Annotated in this window: 16 protein-coding genes and 1 riboswitch; of the genes, 13 read left to right on the forward strand and 3 right to left on the reverse strand. The window is 39.1% G+C overall.

Features of this window, described 5'->3' with window-relative positions:
• Together IM515_RS18125 and IM515_RS18130 are read right to left on the reverse strand one after the other, a co-directional pair.
• Nucleotides 1-1,948, reverse strand: a 1,948-nt coding sequence (locus IM515_RS18125) for a tetratricopeptide repeat protein (RefSeq protein ID WP_502881975.1), incomplete at its 3' end; no start/stop codon positions are given.
• Nucleotides 1,917-3,338 carry a hypothetical protein gene (locus IM515_RS18130; protein ID WP_287627171.1) on the reverse strand — a complete coding sequence of 474 codons (1,422 nt, stop codon included), beginning with the start codon at nt 3,336-3,338 and terminating at the stop codon, nt 1,917-1,919. The genes IM515_RS18130 and IM515_RS18125, both read right to left, overlap by 32 nt.
• A gap of 343 nt (nt 3,339-3,681) precedes the next feature.
• Nucleotides 3,682-3,815, forward strand: a riboswitch (guanidine-I (ykkC/yxkD leader).
• A gap of 68 nt (nt 3,816-3,883) precedes the next feature.
• Here IM515_RS18130 and IM515_RS18135 point away from each other — a divergent pair.
• The 13 genes from IM515_RS18135 to IM515_RS18195 all read left to right on the forward strand — a co-directional run bounded on the left by IM515_RS18135 (nt 3,884) and on the right by IM515_RS18195 (nt 15,051).
• Nucleotides 3,884-5,062, forward strand: a complete 1,179-nt coding sequence (locus IM515_RS18135; RefSeq protein ID WP_043995923.1) for an agmatinase family protein — start codon at nt 3,884-3,886, stop codon at nt 5,060-5,062.
• Between the two features lie 6 nt (nt 5,063-5,068).
• Nucleotides 5,069-5,425 carry a hydrogenase maturation nickel metallochaperone HypA gene (gene hypA, locus IM515_RS18140; RefSeq protein WP_190721754.1) on the forward strand — a complete coding sequence of 119 codons (357 nt, stop codon included), beginning with the start codon at nt 5,069-5,071 and terminating at the stop codon, nt 5,423-5,425.
• 58 nt (nt 5,426-5,483) lie between these two features.
• Nucleotides 5,484-6,173 (forward strand): hydrogenase nickel incorporation protein HypB, encoded by a 690-nt coding sequence (gene hypB, locus IM515_RS18145; protein ID WP_287627170.1) that lies wholly within the window; start codon nt 5,484-5,486, stop codon nt 6,171-6,173.
• Between the two features lie 63 nt (nt 6,174-6,236).
• Nucleotides 6,237-7,277: an ABC transporter substrate-binding protein gene (locus tag IM515_RS18150; RefSeq protein ID WP_287627169.1), complete on the forward strand. Its 1,041-nt coding sequence runs from the start codon at nt 6,237-6,239 to the stop codon at nt 7,275-7,277.
• A gap of 86 nt (nt 7,278-7,363) precedes the next feature.
• Complete coding sequence (locus tag IM515_RS18155; protein ID WP_287627168.1) at nt 7,364-8,179, forward strand: ABC transporter permease; 816 nt, start codon at nt 7,364-7,366, stop codon at nt 8,177-8,179.
• A gap of 70 nt (nt 8,180-8,249) precedes the next feature.
• Nucleotides 8,250-9,008 (forward strand): ABC transporter ATP-binding protein, encoded by a 759-nt coding sequence (locus tag IM515_RS18160; RefSeq protein ID WP_002788670.1) that lies wholly within the window; start codon nt 8,250-8,252, stop codon nt 9,006-9,008.
• Nucleotides 9,009-9,275: 267 nt separating this feature from the next.
• The gene (locus IM515_RS18165; protein WP_002788671.1) at nt 9,276-10,238 is read left to right on the forward strand and encodes an orange carotenoid-binding protein; all 963 of its coding nucleotides are present in this window, start codon (nt 9,276-9,278) and stop codon (nt 10,236-10,238) included.
• 229 nt (nt 10,239-10,467) lie between these two features.
• Nucleotides 10,468-10,794 carry a fluorescence recovery protein gene (frp, locus tag IM515_RS18170; protein ID WP_002746320.1) on the forward strand — a complete coding sequence of 109 codons (327 nt, stop codon included), beginning with the start codon at nt 10,468-10,470 and terminating at the stop codon, nt 10,792-10,794.
• A gap of 167 nt (nt 10,795-10,961) precedes the next feature.
• Complete coding sequence (locus tag IM515_RS18175) at nt 10,962-11,477, forward strand: alpha/beta hydrolase (protein ID WP_287627167.1); 516 nt, start codon at nt 10,962-10,964, stop codon at nt 11,475-11,477.
• A 218-nt stretch (nt 11,478-11,695) separates the two neighbouring features.
• Entirely contained in the window at nt 11,696-12,610 is a 915-nt protein-coding gene (locus IM515_RS18180; RefSeq protein ID WP_002765492.1) for a DNA adenine methylase, read from the forward strand.
• 29 nt (nt 12,611-12,639) lie between these two features.
• The gene (locus IM515_RS18185) at nt 12,640-13,416 is read left to right on the forward strand and encodes a type II restriction enzyme (RefSeq protein ID WP_287627166.1); all 777 of its coding nucleotides are present in this window, start codon (nt 12,640-12,642) and stop codon (nt 13,414-13,416) included.
• A 147-nt stretch (nt 13,417-13,563) separates the two neighbouring features.
• Nucleotides 13,564-14,247, forward strand: coding sequence for a DALR anticodon-binding domain-containing protein (locus IM515_RS18190; protein WP_287627165.1), 684 nt, complete (start codon nt 13,564-13,566; stop codon nt 14,245-14,247).
• Between the two features lie 255 nt (nt 14,248-14,502).
• Entirely contained in the window at nt 14,503-15,051 is a 549-nt protein-coding gene (locus IM515_RS18195; RefSeq protein ID WP_002765500.1) for a hypothetical protein, read from the forward strand.
• Here IM515_RS18195 and IM515_RS18200 read toward each other — a convergent pair.
• Nucleotides 15,044-15,775: a GNAT family N-acetyltransferase gene (locus IM515_RS18200; protein WP_287627164.1), complete on the reverse strand. Its 732-nt coding sequence runs from the start codon at nt 15,773-15,775 to the stop codon at nt 15,044-15,046. The two genes, IM515_RS18195 and IM515_RS18200, sit on opposite strands and share 8 nt — an antisense overlap.
• Nucleotides 15,776-15,808: the final 33 nt, after the last annotated feature.

Genomic DNA, 15,808 nt, shown 5'->3' on the forward strand with positions numbered 1-15,808 from the left:
TTGCCACATCGGGATGATTGTCTCCTAAGAGTCGTTTTGTCAAATCTAATGCTTCTAGAAGGAGAGGTTCTGCTTCTGTGTACCTGCCTTGGGAATAGTACAATCCCGCTAAATTGTTGAGGGAAGTTGCCACATCGGGATGATTGTCTCCTAAGCGGGTTCGAGTTGCGGTTAAACAAGCTTGATAGTAAGGTTCAGCAATAGCATACAATCCTTGTCCTTTATAATAACGAGCTAAACCCGTATAGGACGAAACTAAATCCTCATCAGCGATATATTCTGGATATTCCCTGACAGCTTGTTCAATATGGGGAATTAAGGGAGTCAGATTTTGAATAATATCTAGAGTAGGAGTTTGGGGGACTGTTCTCGATGTATCTGTCATCACCGTACAATAACGACTTTTTGCGGTATTGGCTATCTCGGAACCTTCTAATTTTTCCCGTAGATAAAGACGGATGAGGGGATGCAGTTGATACCATTCATTGCCTAAAGATTTCAGCAAATTAAGCTTAACCAAGCTATCGGTTAACCATTTTTCTATCTCGTCTTTAGCTTCATCAGAAAATAAACTGATGATTAAGTGCTTGGGAAAAGGTGCCGAAGCAAATAAACTGAGATAAAGAGCTAATTTTTGTTCTTCTTTTTCTAACAGTTGCCAACTGCGATCCAGAATTGTTTTAATACTGCGGACTTCCTCCTTATCAGAGTTGAGATATTTTAAGCCTTTTTTGGAGAATTTTTCCTTGATATTTGCTAAAGTTTCAGTGGTTTCTTGTCTCAGAAAACTGCCTAGTAATTGTAATCCTAGAGGCAAATATCCTAAACACTGACAAAGTTGCTTGGCTGCCTCTAACTCCGCGGTTAGACGTTCTTTTCCTAAGTAGGTTTGCAGTAAATCTAAAGCTTGCGCTGCTGTGAGAACATCTAAGTTTATCGTTGATAGCGATACCCCTAAGTAACTAAAGCGAGTGGTAATTAAAACCCGAAAACGAGATTCTTTTCCCGGTGGTAGATAAGATGTAATTTGGTCGTAGTCACGCACATCATCAAAAATAATTAAAGCATTTCCCTCGGGCCAATTTTGCCAACAGTAACGCACTCGTTCACTTAAGGTTCCCTGATTGGGGATGTTTAAACCCAGGTATTCTCTGGCAAAAAATAAAATAGCCAAACCGGGGTCACTGTTAAGGACATTTATCCAACAAATACCCGCAGGATAATCCCCTTTATGTTGCCAAGCATACTGTAAAGCTAATTCAGTTTTTCCCGAACCTCCCATCCCACTTAAAACAATTGGGGAAGATTGCTGAAAAGCTTGATGAATCCGGGATAATTCCTGTTCTCTACCAACAAAGTTAACTGCTGTTCTTGGTAAATTATAGGGATCACGAACGGTATTTTTATCGGTAAATAGCAGATTATAGTTGGTAGCTTGGGTTGAATTTTCTGTTAAAAATAACCGCAGGAAAAACCAAGAATTTAAATCTGGCATATACCGAATAACTTTGTTAGTAAAATCATGATTCATCCACCAAATTTGTCGGAGATTAAAGCGAGCTAAATTTTCTCGATTGAAATTAATTAATTGCAAGGCATCTACTAGGGAAACATCAGAACTAAAAGCGGTTTCAAAACCAGTAATTGATACTACTCCCGACTCCAATTCTGCCAATTGTGTTAACAAGAAGTTCAAGACAAAAGAGGGTTTTTCCCATATTGGTAAGACAATTTTATGAAAAATAATGCCTTGTTCTTGCAGTTTATTCTCTAATTCTCTAACTACTTGCTGACGGGAAAACTCATCATAAAATTCCACCCTAGCTAAACCTCTAGATGGTCTTCGTCCCCACAATAGCAAACGAGCTGCCGTATGGGAAATAGTACCCGGTTCTAACTCCGATTGATTAGTTTGATTAACTTGATGTACCACCGGGGACACCTCCATCGAAACCAGTAGGAATATGACCTTGAGCATTTAAAATATCAACCACAAGGGGATGCACCATAAAGCATCTTTCCCCGTCTCCATCTACTTCTTGAATCGCACGATCATTTAATAAAGCGTATAATACTTCATTGGGAATTTGTGCTTCCGGATTAGCATCATAAATTCGTTTTAACAATAATACCTTATCCCCATAACTAACAGAATCGATATCATAAGGATTTTGGCCTAAACGTCTTTCATATTCTGTTCTTAAACTGCGAATTGCCCTGCTAACATGACTAGACATGATCAGATTTTGTTGATTGACAATTGCCTCATCAGAAGCTTCTCTAACTAAATAAAATAAATCTCTGATATTGCCACCAGAGGCAATAATAACCCGCTCTATTTGTCCATCTTCAAATAAATTAGATTTAACTCTTGCTTCTAAAACTTTTCTCACTGCTTCCCGTCCTTTTTGGTTAGGAGTATGATCTTTTTGGCAAAAAACTGGAGTATCGGGAATCAGGAGATTATGGTCAAAAGTGAGGTTAATCCCGGGAGATGAATTATACAATCCAATCGGAATATTAAAAATAATGTGAATGTCTAAATCTTTGAAAATGTTAGAATAGTTTAAAAATAAATCCCTGACCGCTTCTTGTGAAACACCAGCTTTATCGAAGTCCTCTCCAATAATTAACCAGCTTCTCTGCATAGTTTCCTGTAAGTTCTGATTACACTCTTTCAGGAGTTGATTAGCAATATTAATTAAATCTCTGGAACGGGAAAGACGGTACTCAACAACTTTTTTCTCTCGCGAGGAAGCAAACCGGAATTCTCCCTTGAGAGAGGCAAAAAGTCCGAGAATTTTATTCCAGAAAGAATCTTCCTTTACTCCCGCTCCTGCTTCCGTTTTGATTTGACTTTCTCCGGTTTCCTTGCGGGTAAATTCTTCAGAACTAAACCAATCCCAAAGCTTTTGTAAATTTTTATCACTGGGTTGTCGAGAAATTTTAGCGGTTTTCTCAACAATTTCCACCACCATAAAGAGAAACACATCAAGGGGACTGAAATTAATCGCATCGAGTTCACTTAAAACACTAAATCGCAGGGGTTCAAAATGCTGTTTAATCTCAGGATCATTAATTAAACGAGTTAATTCTGTCGATTTGCCTACCCCCGTGTGTCCCATTAAACAGGCTTTGTAATATTGTTGCGTATCTATGACCCGTTTTAACCCTAATTTTAGACGCTGAATTTTATCTTCCCCTCTCACTTTATTCATTTCTTCTCGATAAAAAGCATCTATTTCCTTCTGAGTTAATAGGGGTTCAGGAGATATAGTTAAATGGATTTCATCAAGAGTAGTCGCAGGTTCAAAGCGAGTCAGAGAGGCGTGTTGCATAGAGACAGGAAAAATCATTCTCTGGAGATACTTTTTATTATATAAGTAGCTGGTTATAATTAAATTAAAAATGGATTTTAGGTTCGATCCCCCCTAGCCCCCCTTGATAAGGGGGGAAGCCGAAGGCGGGGGGATCCCCCTTGATAAGGGGGGAAGCCGAAGGCGGGGGGATCCCCCTTGATAAGGGGGGTGCCGATCCCCCCTTAGTCCCAGCTTAATAAGGGGGGCATCTGAAAGTTTTTAATACCCACCTACTTTTTCAGCAAACCATATTTAATCGGGAAAAATCCCTTTTTTTGTAGTCTGTGATACTGTTTTGGGGATTGAGATCGTCTAAGGTCAAGAAAATTGCTTCTAGGGTTCCGATTTAAGCGTCCTTAAATGTCAGGTCCGAGAGAAGCAAGCTAGTCTTAAATGAGCGGATCAAAAATTTTTCCGTCTAAGCTGGCTACACGGCGGGATAAAAGCCCGGGAGACTTTAAGGATAACTGTTTTAAGGCAGTGTCTTTGAAGACTCCCGGGTTATTGTATTTTGAGGTGAAATGATGTCCGAGGAATCTACTTTTCAACCCCCGCATTTAACCGAAGCTGAACAGGCCCTAGAAAAAGAACGCCATTTGCCCCTAACCGGTTGGCAACAGGAGGTTTCCCAGGGGTTAACCTACGGTTTAGAGGCGGCCGATAGTATTCGCGATCGCAGTATTCCCACCTTTTCCAGGGGTGAGTTACCCCACTATGCGGGAATTAATACCTTTATGAAGGCTCCTTATTTGGAAGATGTGCGGAATGTGGGCAATTATGACGTGGCAATCGTGGGTGTTCCCCATGATTCGGGGACAACTTACCGACCCGGAACTCGTTTTGGTCCCCAGGGAATTCGGCGGATTTCGGCTCTTTATACCCCCTACAATTTTGAATTAGGGGTAGATTTGCGCGAACAAATTACGCTCTGTGATTTGGGGGATATTTTCACCATTCCTGCTAATAATGAAAAGTCCTTTGATCAAATCTCTAAAGGGGTTGCCCATGTCTTTAGTTCTGGTGCCTTGCCGATTATTTTAGGGGGTGATCATTCTATTGGTTTTCCGACAGTGCGCGGTATTTGTCGGCATTTAGGGGATAAAAAAGTCGGTATTATTCACTTTGATCGCCATGTGGATACTCAGGAAACAGATTTAGATGAACGGATGCACACTTGCCCCTGGTTTCATGCCACCAATATGAAAAATGCTCCTGCTAAAAATCTCGTCCAATTAGGGATTGGTGGTTGGCAAGTTCCCCGTCAAGGTGTTAAAGTTTGCCGCGAGCGGGCCACTAATATTTTGACCGTCACCGACATTGTAGAACGAGGCATTGATGCTGCCGCCGAATTTGCCTTAGAACGAGCTTTAGATGGTACGGATTGCGTTTGGATTAGTTTCGATATTGATTGCATTGATGCCGGTTTTGTCCCCGGTACAGGTTGGCCGGAACCGGGCGGTTTATTACCCCGTGAAGCCCTAGCTTTATTGGGTAAAATTATCCAAAAAGCTCCCATTTGTGGTATGGAAGTGGTGGAAGTTTCGCCTCCCTACGATATTAGTGATATGACCTCTTTGATGGCTACCCGTGTTATTTGTGATGCCATGGCTCATCTGGTGATTTCAGGTCAATTACCGCGTAAAGAAAAGCCCTATTATATTCATCCTGAAGCCAATCTGGCCGTTGACGAACCCTGGCAGTAATTTTCTATGCACGAAACTGATATGACTAAGGCGTTAATTATGACAGTTCGAGATTGGTATGATAGCCAACCTGAAAAGCTCAAAATTGAAAAAATTCATCTCATGGTTGGTGAATTTACCTGTGTTGAACCGGTCAGTTTACAATTTGCCTTTGAAGTTCAAACTGCCAATACTTTTCTTGCTGGCGTGGAATTAGCCATTAAAAATATTCCCCTAATTGCTTATTGTCATTGCTGCCAAAAAGATTATCAACCCCAAATTGGCCAGCAATATTCCTGCCCAACTTGCCGATCACCGATGGAGGATATTCGTTCAGGTCGAGAGTTAAAAATTGACCACATTGAATATTCTTTACTTTCTTAAAAAAAGTTAGGCGATCGCTTTTACAAGTTCGATGATCAATTATTCATTCTCAACTAAAATGCACCAAACTTTTGACGCAGCCCTAGAAATTAATCTACTTCATGCCAATCAAACAGGAGCCGATCACAACCGGGAACATTTTGACGAGTGGGGCATTACCTGTTTAAACTTGATGAGTAGTCCTGGTGCGGGTAAAACTGTATTATTGGAAAAAACCCTCGCAGCCTTAAAAGATCAATTAAAAATGGCTGTTATTGAAGGAGATATGACCACAGAACTAGATGCAGAGCGCCTGAGACAATATGGAGTTCCCGTGATTGCCATTAATACGGGTCGCTCCTGTCACTTAGATTCCAAAATGGTAGCTGGGGGAATTCATCGTTTCAAAGAAGATTACAACCCCAAAGAGTTTGATTTATTGTTGGTAGAAAATGTGGGAAATTTAGTTTGTCCCGCCGAATTTGAGGTAGGAGAACACGCTAAAGTTGCTCTATTAAGTATTACGGAAGGAGAAGATAAACCCCTCAAATATCCAATTATGTTTCAAGAGGCGGATTGTCTGATTATTACTAAATTAGATTTGGCTCCTTATTTAGAGATTGATTTACAACGTTTAGAAGCAAATGTTCGTTCTATGAATCCTGATGTAACCATTATTGCTCTTTCTGCTCAAACAGGAGAAGGTTTAGAAGAGTGGTTAAATTGGTTAAAAAGCCAAGTCAATAAGCCGAGGTTTTTGAATTGTTAATCAGTAACAGTTTTTGAGATTTATTTCTGCTTTACTAGCTGTCATCTCTAAAGGCTATTACCTATGAAACGGCGCAATTTTTTCTCCTTAACTCTCGTTTTTTTTAGTAGCTTACTCCTGACCGTTAGTTGTAATCAAGCTCCTCAGCAAACCCCCAATGCAAGTAGTTCTCTAAGTAATACTGCCCCCATTGTCATTGGTTATAGTAATTGGGCCGGTTGGTGGCCATGGGCGATCGCTGAAGAAGAGGGATTATTTGCTAAAAATGGGGCTAATGTTCAAATGAAATGGTTTGATGGTTATCTTGAATCCTTGCAAGCTTTAGCTGCCGGACAATTAGATGGAAATAGTCAAACTCTCAACGATACCATCGCTTTTGCAGGAGATGCAGTCAATGGTCAAGTTGCTGTTTTAGTCAATGATAACTCGTCAGGAAATGATAAAATTATTGTCACAGAAGAGATTAAAACGATTCAAGATTTAAAAGGCAAAAAAGTTGCTGTTGAAGAAGGCGTTGTCGGTGATTTTCTCCTCAGTTTAGCCCTAGAAAAAGAGGGAATGAGCCGTAAAGATGTGCAAATTGTTCCCATGGAAACAGGGGCTGCTGCCGCCGCTTTTGCATCGGGAAAAGTAGATGCAGTTGCTGCTTTTCCACCCTTTTGGTCAACCGCCCTTAAACGAAAAGGTTCTAAAGAATTAATTAGTTCTAAAGCTTTTCCCGGTGCTATTCCTGATTTATTAGTTGTCAGTGCCAAATTAATCAAAGAAAAGCCAGAACAGGTTCAGGCTCTTGTCAAAACCTGGTTTGATGTTCGAGAGTTTATGGCTAAAAATCCCCAAAAAGCCGATGAGATTATGGCCAAGCGTGCGGGCATTAGTCCAGAAGAATTAGCCCTATATAAAGAGGGAACGAAGTTTTTTACTTTAGAAGAAAACCTAGAAGCGTTTAGTCCGGGGAAAACCATGAAAAATATGCCCTTTGCTGCTCAAAAAATGGCTGATTTTATGATGGAAGTTGGCTTTATTAAAAAAGTACCCGATCTAACAACTATTCTAGATTCCCAATTTGTCAAGTCCTTGGCAAATCAAGACAAAAAACCCTGATTATTCCCTCGATCATTGACTACAAGAATTGTTTGATAACTGGGTGATATTGGCTATCAAAATTATTCTTTTCTTTTAAAAATTCCATGACCACAACACCTAAAACGCTTCCTCAAAGCACTTTTTGGCGGATTACTGAGGATATTCCCGAATCTCTAAAGTGGACTTTAATGGTTTTTTCTATTATTTTCCCGCTTATTTTCTGGTTACTAATCTCTAGTTTTGCGGGCATTGAATCCGTATTTTTGCCTTCTCCTTTAGCCGTTATTCAGGCCTTAGTAAAATTGGCAGAACAGGGCTTTTTAATTCAAGATACTATTACCAGTTTTTTGCGAGTAGTTGGGGGCTTTTTTTTGGGAGGATTGTTTGCTATTCCTCTAGGAATTTTAATGGGAACTTTTCCGAGTATTCGCAGTTTAATGGAACCGATTATTGGCGTTGTCCGTTATATGCCCGCTCCTGCTTTTATTCCCCTATTAGTTATTTATTTGGGTATTGGAGAAACGTCAAAGATCATGCTGATTTTTATCGGGACAATTTTCTTTAATACTCTGATGATTATGGATGCAGTTAAGTTTATTCCCCGGGAATTAATCGAAGTAACTTATACTCTTGGAGGAACTCGAAAACAGGTTTTATTTAAAGTGATTACTCCCTATATTATTCCTAATATTATCGATACTTTTCGTGTTAATATGGCGGCGGCGTGGAATTTGGTAGTGGTAGCGGAATTGGTAGCGGCGGATAATGGATTAGGCAAACGCATTTTATTGGCTCAGAAATTTCTGAGAACCGATGAAATTTTTGCCTGTTTAATTGTCCTGGGAATTATTGGCTTTGCTCTAGATTTAAGTTTTCGTTTGTTTTTGCAGTGGACTTGTAAATGGTCAATTACTCGTTAACCTAAAAACTCAAGCACAGAGTTTATTATGTCACCAGTAAAGTTATTTTAATGATAAGAGAAGAACCTTAATGCACTTAGAAATTACTCAACTCAATAAAATTTTCACCACTAAACGAGGTGCTGTGGTCGCTCTGAAAGATATTAATTTACACGTTGACAGTGCTGAATTTGTCTGTGCGGTCGGGGCCTCTGGTTCGGGAAAATCGACTTTGTTGCGAATGATTGCGGGTTTAGAACTGCCCACTTCTGGCAAAATTACCGTTGATGGTGTTGAAGTGACAGGGCCAGGAGCCGATCGCGGCATGGTTTTTCAAAATTATACACTCTATCCCTGGATGACGATCCAAAAAAATGTTGAATTTGGCTTAAAACTACAGGGATTATCGACAAAAGAATGCTGGGAAGTGGCCTGTTATTATCTGGATATTGTCGGTTTAACCCAATTTGCTAATGCTTACCCCAGAGAACTATCGGGTGGGATGAAACAACGGGTTGCGATTGCTCGCTCTCTTGCCTGTCATCCCAAAGTTTTATTAATGGACGAACCTTTTGCCGCTTTAGATGTACAAACCAAAGAAAGAATGCACGAATATTTAATTGAAATTTGGCAAAAAATTAGGTGTAGTATTTTAATGATTACCCATGATGTGGATGAAGCGGTTTTTTTGGCTCAACGTATTTATGTTTTGACTGCTAGGCCAGGGACTATACAACGGGAATTAACAATTAATTTACCCGTAGATCGTAATTATAAAATTAAACGACAATCTCAGTTTTATGACTATACGGATCAAATTTACGGCCTACTACGGGGTGAGAAATCCTAGAAAAAACTAGGGAGCATCAAGAGTATTCCTGGGTTGAAAACGAGTTAGAGCAGCAAAAATCATCCTCAAACAGCGATCGCTGCTGCCGCAAACCCTAGACAAATGATGGAACAGTTGTTCAACCATTAAGATTTTGTGATAATCCCGGGTAAGTGTGATCTAAAGTACAGCTTTTTTTGGGAAAGTTTCTCCATCGGTGCTGCCTTGGGTCGCCAATATGATAGAATGCCAGTAAATTGATACAAAACTTTACTTCAAGGTGAATCTATGCCGTTTACGATCGAATCAGCGCGGAGCATTTTCCCCAACACGCTATCAGCGGATGTGGTTCCTGCCACGATTGCGCGTTTCAATCAGCTGAATACCGAAGATCAACTAGCCTTGATTTGGTTTGCCTACCTAGAAATGGGCAAAACCATCACCGTTGCCGCCCCCGGCGCTGCTAGTATGGTGTTTGCCGAAAAAACCATGAATGAAATTCGGCAGATGTCACCCTTGCAACAATCCCAGGTGATGTGCGACTTAGCCAACCATGCTGACACCCCGGTTTGTCGCACCTACAGCACTTGGTCTGCTAATATCAAACTGGGATTCTGGTATCAATTAGGACAATGGATGGAAAATGGCAGTGTTGCCCCAATTCCCAAGGGTTATGAACTATCTGCTAATGCCAGCGCCGTTTTAGACGGGATTAAAAAATTAGAGTCGGGACAACAAATCACCGTTCTGCGGAATTGTGTGGTGGATATGGGCTACGATCCCAAGAAACTGGGCGATTATAACCGTATTTCCGAACCCGTGGTTCCTCCCCAAAATATTGCCGAACGGACCAAAGTTAGCATTGAAGGCGTTACCAATGCCACCGTCCTCAACTACATGGACAACCTCAACGCTAACGACTTTGATGTATTAATTGAATTATTCACCCCTGACGGCGCTCTGCAACCACCTTTCCAACGTCCCGTCGTCGGTAAAGAGGCAGTATATCGCTTTTTCCGGGAAGAATGCCAAAATTTGAAATTAATCCCCGAACGCGGTGTGGTGGAACCCGCCGATGACGGTTTTACTCAGATTAAAGTGACGGGAAAAGTACAAACTCCTTGGTTTGGTGCAGGTGTGGGTATGAATATGGCATGGCGCTTCCTCCTAACTCCTGATAATAAAATTTTCTTCGTAGCGATCGACTTATTAGCTTCTCCGAAAGAATTATTAAACTTTGCCCGTGGCTAAATAGCTACTGAGAGAAATCATTAAAAATTCTGATGAAACTTATTAGAGTTCCTTGTCAAGTGAACTCTTTTTTTTATACAATTAAAAGGCTGACTTAAAAAAATTGGTAAATACACCGGTTTCTTCTCCGATCTAGGTAAGAATAACTAAACAATCATTCTTACAGATGTGGGCGAAAAGAGTCGAGGTAGTTCAAAAACCCAAAATTATCATCCCTAAAACTAAAATCATGCCTATGAGTGAAATAATTTGGTCAGATACCGAACAAGAAATTGCTCAAACTGCTTTCCAAAAAGCCTATCAGCGCGAAACTAGCACTTTAATAGAACATATTAAAGAACAGTCTGGTCAGATCACGGTTTTAGATGATATCTGGCAAATGCACGATTATCTAAGCGCCCGACGACATCAGATTGATGGTAAATATGACTATCGCTATACTTCCCTAATTTTTGTCTTTGCTCAACTATTAAAGGAAGGATGGTTAAAGCTAGAAGATCTCAACGGTTTGGAAAAAGATAAACTAGCGAAAATCGCTGCTCTCTCGCGAATGTAAATTAATGATTAGCATTAAGCTATCAGCTTTCCGCTTCCAGTTGGGTGACTAAAAAATTCATCTCTAGATAATCAACACCGTCTTAAGTTTTTCCTAAGCGGCAACCAATTCCGCTAGAATGAGTCAATCATTCCGATCGCTTTTCGCTTGTTTTGCACCTTTGGTTTATGTTCAAAAATCTTTTACTTCCCCTAGGAATATCTATCTTTCTCGGTGTTTGTCAGTCTTTGTCAGCCGCCGAATCAGCTATCATCAAATACTACATCTTCCAAGGGTCCGTATCGGTATCAGAATTAAAGCAATTGAGCGAAACAGGCGAATTAGCCCCCGCTTTAGCGGCACAATTAAAGATGGCTAACCAAAAACCCGAAGAATTCCGCAAAATCCTTAATCGTCGGGTAGCGGTGGATGCCGTCTTTCTTTCCAAATTTCTTAATAGTTTTTTTGGCGAAAGTTTGCTAGATTATGCCGCCGAAATTGTCCACACCCCCAATCGAGCCGCTAGTCGGCAAGCTTTACGGGGTGCCTTAGTCACTTCTGCACTTAATGATAATGAGATTCAAATCATCGAAGTCCTCGCTAATTATCCCACCAGCGAGGTTCATGTGGATGGCAATCGTCTGCTGGATTTAATCAACCAAATTGAGTCAGTATTGAAAAAAATGCCCCGTTTACCTTTCTGATATCTAATAGATAAGTAGGTAGGTGTTAAAAATTGTCCGATACCCCCCTTATTAAGGGGGGTAGGGGAGATCAAACCCAAAATCTATCTTCAATTTAATTATAATCAGTTACTTATATTGGATATTCAGATGCGTTAGCCCAGCGTAACGCATTCTCTGATAAGGTTTTCATGAATTGCGCTGTAAATTGAATAGATTAGGATAATCTAGTAATAATAATGACTACTTCTTTGTCTGAAAGGAAAACAGTTAGCGCCAAACCTTTTTTAAAGTGGGCGGGAGGCAAAACTCAACTGGTTCCCAATATTCTATCTTTGATTAATTCCCAGATTTCTCAGGATTGTCAGTTTAACTACATTGAACCTTTTGTCGGAGGTGGGGCAGTTTTATTCTCAGTCTTAAATAATTTTTCTCCTGTCCAAAAAGTTATTATTAATGACATCAATCCTGATTTAATCATGGCTTATAATGTTATTAAAAATAATGTCAAAGAATTAATAGTCAAGCTTAAAAAAATCCAACAGGATTTTTATGAACTTAAAAATCTAGAGGAACAACAAAAGTTTTTTTTAGATAAAAGAATAGAATTTAATTCTCGCAGCTGCGATGACTGTCTAGAAAAAACAGTTTTGTTATTATTTCTCAATAAAACTTGTTTTAATGGACTTTATAGAGTCAATAGCAAAGGACTCTTTAATGTCCCTTTTGGAAAATATGTCAAACCATTGATCTGCAATGAAGAAAACTTATTAGCTGTCAACCATCATTTACAGAAAGTGACGATCCTACAAGGAGATTTTGTCCAAACCCTAAATTATGCCAATAACAAGACTTTATTTTATTTTGATCCTCCCTATAAACCAATTAAAAAAACATCAGCTTTTACCTCTTATACTAAAGAAAATTTTAACGATGAGGAGCAAATACGATTAAAACAATTTATCGATCGAGTCGATCGGGCAGGTTATAAGTTTATTTTAAGTAATTCCGATCTTAAAAACTTTGACTCTGACAATAATTTTTTTGATGATTTATATAAAGATTATAATATTCAAAGGGTAAAAGCCCGACGAAATATTAATTCTAAAGGCAATAATCGGGGAGAAATCTGGGAATTACTGATCAATAACTGACAAAAATTAAGCCTAACAGAAAAGACGACATGAATAAAAATATTTCTTCAAGAGATCGAGGGTGGCAAGCTGTATTCGATAGATATAAATTGCACGATCATGATTTTTGTAGTCATCCTTATTTTATTAAGGCTGAACAGATTAAAGCAGCCACAAAACATTTTGAAACTACCGGGGAAAGAGAAGTCAGAATTTTATGTAAACAAGATACAAGAGAAAGCCGTCCAGAAGTTTTTAAAAAGCTAGGATTGTTTATTTTACCAGTCAAGAATGGAGAGTATGTGATATTAAAGGGCGAAGGTTATGTTGATATTCCTATCATAGAAACACCCATACAAAATTATCGAACTTTATTAGATTTTCAATTAGAAACTTCTTTGATAGGTGATTCAGAAATGCAACATCTGGACTTCGCTTACGCATCGAGTCTAATTCGTCACTTTATCAAAGATAATAGCCTAGTATTAACCATTCGTGGTAGAAAATATACCCCTGAATTTACACTAAAAATTAATCATCATGTTCTTAAAATTAAAGGTGTTCAAACAGAGGTAGATGCAGGATATGAAGGCAAGAACCAAATTGTCCTGATTGAAGCCAAAAACTTAAGTATAGACAATGTAATTATCAGACAGTTATATTATCCATCTAGACAATGGCAACTGCATACTAAAAAGAAAATTGTTACACTATTTTTTGCTAAGAAATCAAATATATATTATTTATGGAAATTCGAGTTTGAAAATCCAGACAATTATAATAGTATTAAGCTGGTGGACTCAGCGAGATTTGAAATCATCAGCTAAATTTATCGTAGTTATCATATCAGTTAGACACAATTAACTCATTGTTGATTAAGCGTATCGTAATCTAGAATGTCTCTCATGAGAACACTAGAATAAATCGACCACTTTGATCGATCTGCCAAAAACGCCCCGTTTACCCTTCTGAGTATGAATTTTATCTGCAATCACCCCTCGATCGAGCATTGCTTAAAACAACAATTAATTCATATTTTTCCAGAAAAAAACCATAAATTAACTTTTTATCGTTGCCCAAAGACTGATAGTATTCTCTATCGTTCACCTCTGTTTTATCATTTTACGCCCGTTCAATGTCAAACCATATTTAACCATTTAATCGCCCTTTTTCCGCAAATTCAGCTTAAGGAAGGATGGCTAGAATTATTATTAGATCAGCAATTTTTGTCCTTTTGGTTACTAAAACTAAATGATTTAATTGATAAATTTTTCTCCGATCAGCTTCCTTTCCATCCCAGAGGAGAATTTTTCTTTTTATTTCAATACACCCACGCTCGCTATTCTAGTTTGTTACAACTGCTCAATCGGGAAAAAGTTAGATTAATCGAGCCAGAACTATTATCATGGCATCATCCCGCCGAAATAGCCTTAATCCTGCAAATTTTAACCGTTTGTGATTGTTGGGAACGCCAGAAACTTTATCCCTTAACCGCAAATTTTTGCGAAGCGATGCTCAATTTTGAGCGTAACTGTCGCATTATCGGAGAATCGTCCCCAATTCAGCGATCGAGATTAATCCTGATTAGCGTCAGTCAAAAACTACTTAACCGTCTTCTCCGTCAAAAATGGCAACGGCTGCCGATGACGGAACTTTGACATCCTCAAGCTTCGATCACTACTACCGAATCACCAACTCAATTTGAAGGACGATTTTCCCTCTAAATTTATCCTGGCGACAAAATACTTGACATATCCCAAGAAAGTAAGTTAACCTGTTCCACGGGTTTCGATTGTTTGTGTGATACCTTGATCGCAACACCTTTGTTAATTTTTTCTTTTGTACTGAAGAACAATACAAAGTAACTAACAATAGTACCTATATAATCTGAATTTAATTGTCACAAATCTCTCATGAAAATCAGGTTTTTTGACTCCTATTCTCTCGTATCATTAGGAGTCGTAGTCAATTTATTGGCTTATCCTAGTTTGGTTTTAGGAAACACATTAAACTATCATATTCGGGTTGAGATTGATTCAGGTCCTCTTGCCCCCAATAATTACAGTGCTACCCTCAGCTTTGACGATTCTACCTTGCAAGGAATTGGTTCGGAAACCCTCGGAATTAGTGGTTTTAATTTTTCCTTTCAGGGAACCACCTATACTCAAGACGATGATACGAGCGCCACTGTAGAATTTTTAGACGGCAATTTCTTAGGATTAAATTACGCAGTATTTGCTCCCCCATCTCCCACTTTTACCGGGGGTTTCTTGGATATCTCGGATGCGTCTTTTTCTTATGATTTAGGAGGACTCAATCAAGGAGGAACGGGTGTTTTGATCTATAATTTACAAACGACAACAACCAATGAACCTTCTGCTTTAGTGAGTCTATTAATGATGTCTGGAATAATGATGTCTGGAATCCTCGTCGCAACTAGACGTAAGTCTTCTTCTAAGTGATTCTGATACCCGATTTAACAAATTTAGGTTGATTTTGAGCATTCGCTAAAGTGTAGTCGCTGGCTATTTTTGCTTGATCGGGTAGGGGAAGGGGAGCAAGTAAGGGTTTGGTAATATCACGCCCGACTAAGCGCTTAGATAAACGAGCAAGACGAGAATTTTGACGCATTTGAGCTTCAATCATGCCATAAATGTGCATATCAACATATAGTTGAGCTACTGGATCATAAAGATGTTCCTTCATAATTCCCTCTAATTCAAACCCTCCCGCTATCAAAGCGGCATGAGCAGGGTGATTATAGCCATAACTATAGGCATAAAGGCGATGTAAATGATAGGCGTTAAAAATTAAATCTCCCATTAACAAACAAGCTTCAACCCCATAGGTGACAGAACGATATTGTTCATCAAAAATACCGATTAATAATTCTGCTTTTTGATGTAGAGGAGTGTAGTCTGCTGCGGCAATAATACCGATTGCGCCGTGTTGTTTATGAATAATCATACATTCGAGATACCCAGTTTCTGCGGGGGTTAAATGCGATCGCACTCTCAATTTATCCCTAACTTCTTCGATGTTTTCTGCACGATCATTAAGACGAAATAACCGCATAAACTCATAACAAGAATACATTTTTTCAAAGAGAAAAGGGGCATCATCTGGAATAGTGCGTCTGAGGGTTAAGGAACGACCTTGATGAAGAATTAGGGGATTAATATCCATAATTTTCTTTAAATAGTAACATAGGCTTTTAAT

Source organism: Microcystis sp. M44BS1, assembly GCF_020244875.1.
GTDB lineage: Bacteria > Cyanobacteriota > Cyanobacteriia > Cyanobacteriales > Microcystaceae > Microcystis > Microcystis panniformis.

Coding starts and splice junctions, on each gene's coding strand:
- IM515_RS18130 (WP_287627171.1), bottom strand. CDS start 3,338: ATGCAACACGCCTCTCTGACTCGCTTTGAACCTGCGACTACTCTTGAT.
- IM515_RS18135 (WP_043995923.1), top strand. CDS start 3,884: ATGTCCGAGGAATCTACTTTTCAACCCCCGCATTTAACCGAAGCTGAA.
- hypA (WP_190721754.1), top strand. CDS start 5,069: ATGCACGAAACTGATATGACTAAGGCGTTAATTATGACAGTTCGAGAT.
- hypB (WP_287627170.1), top strand. CDS start 5,484: ATGCACCAAACTTTTGACGCAGCCCTAGAAATTAATCTACTTCATGCC.
- IM515_RS18150 (WP_287627169.1), top strand. CDS start 6,237: ATGAAACGGCGCAATTTTTTCTCCTTAACTCTCGTTTTTTTTAGTAGC.
- IM515_RS18155 (WP_287627168.1), top strand. CDS start 7,364: ATGACCACAACACCTAAAACGCTTCCTCAAAGCACTTTTTGGCGGATT.
- IM515_RS18160 (WP_002788670.1), top strand. CDS start 8,250: ATGCACTTAGAAATTACTCAACTCAATAAAATTTTCACCACTAAACGA.
- IM515_RS18165 (WP_002788671.1), top strand. CDS start 9,276: ATGCCGTTTACGATCGAATCAGCGCGGAGCATTTTCCCCAACACGCTA.
- frp (WP_002746320.1), top strand. CDS start 10,468: ATGCCTATGAGTGAAATAATTTGGTCAGATACCGAACAAGAAATTGCT.
- IM515_RS18175 (WP_287627167.1), top strand. CDS start 10,962: ATGTTCAAAAATCTTTTACTTCCCCTAGGAATATCTATCTTTCTCGGT.
- IM515_RS18180 (WP_002765492.1), top strand. CDS start 11,696: ATGACTACTTCTTTGTCTGAAAGGAAAACAGTTAGCGCCAAACCTTTT.
- IM515_RS18185 (WP_287627166.1), top strand. CDS start 12,640: ATGAATAAAAATATTTCTTCAAGAGATCGAGGGTGGCAAGCTGTATTC.
- IM515_RS18190 (WP_287627165.1), top strand. CDS start 13,564: ATGAATTTTATCTGCAATCACCCCTCGATCGAGCATTGCTTAAAACAA.
- IM515_RS18195 (WP_002765500.1), top strand. CDS start 14,503: ATGAAAATCAGGTTTTTTGACTCCTATTCTCTCGTATCATTAGGAGTC.
- IM515_RS18200 (WP_287627164.1), bottom strand. CDS start 15,775: ATGGATATTAATCCCCTAATTCTTCATCAAGGTCGTTCCTTAACCCTC.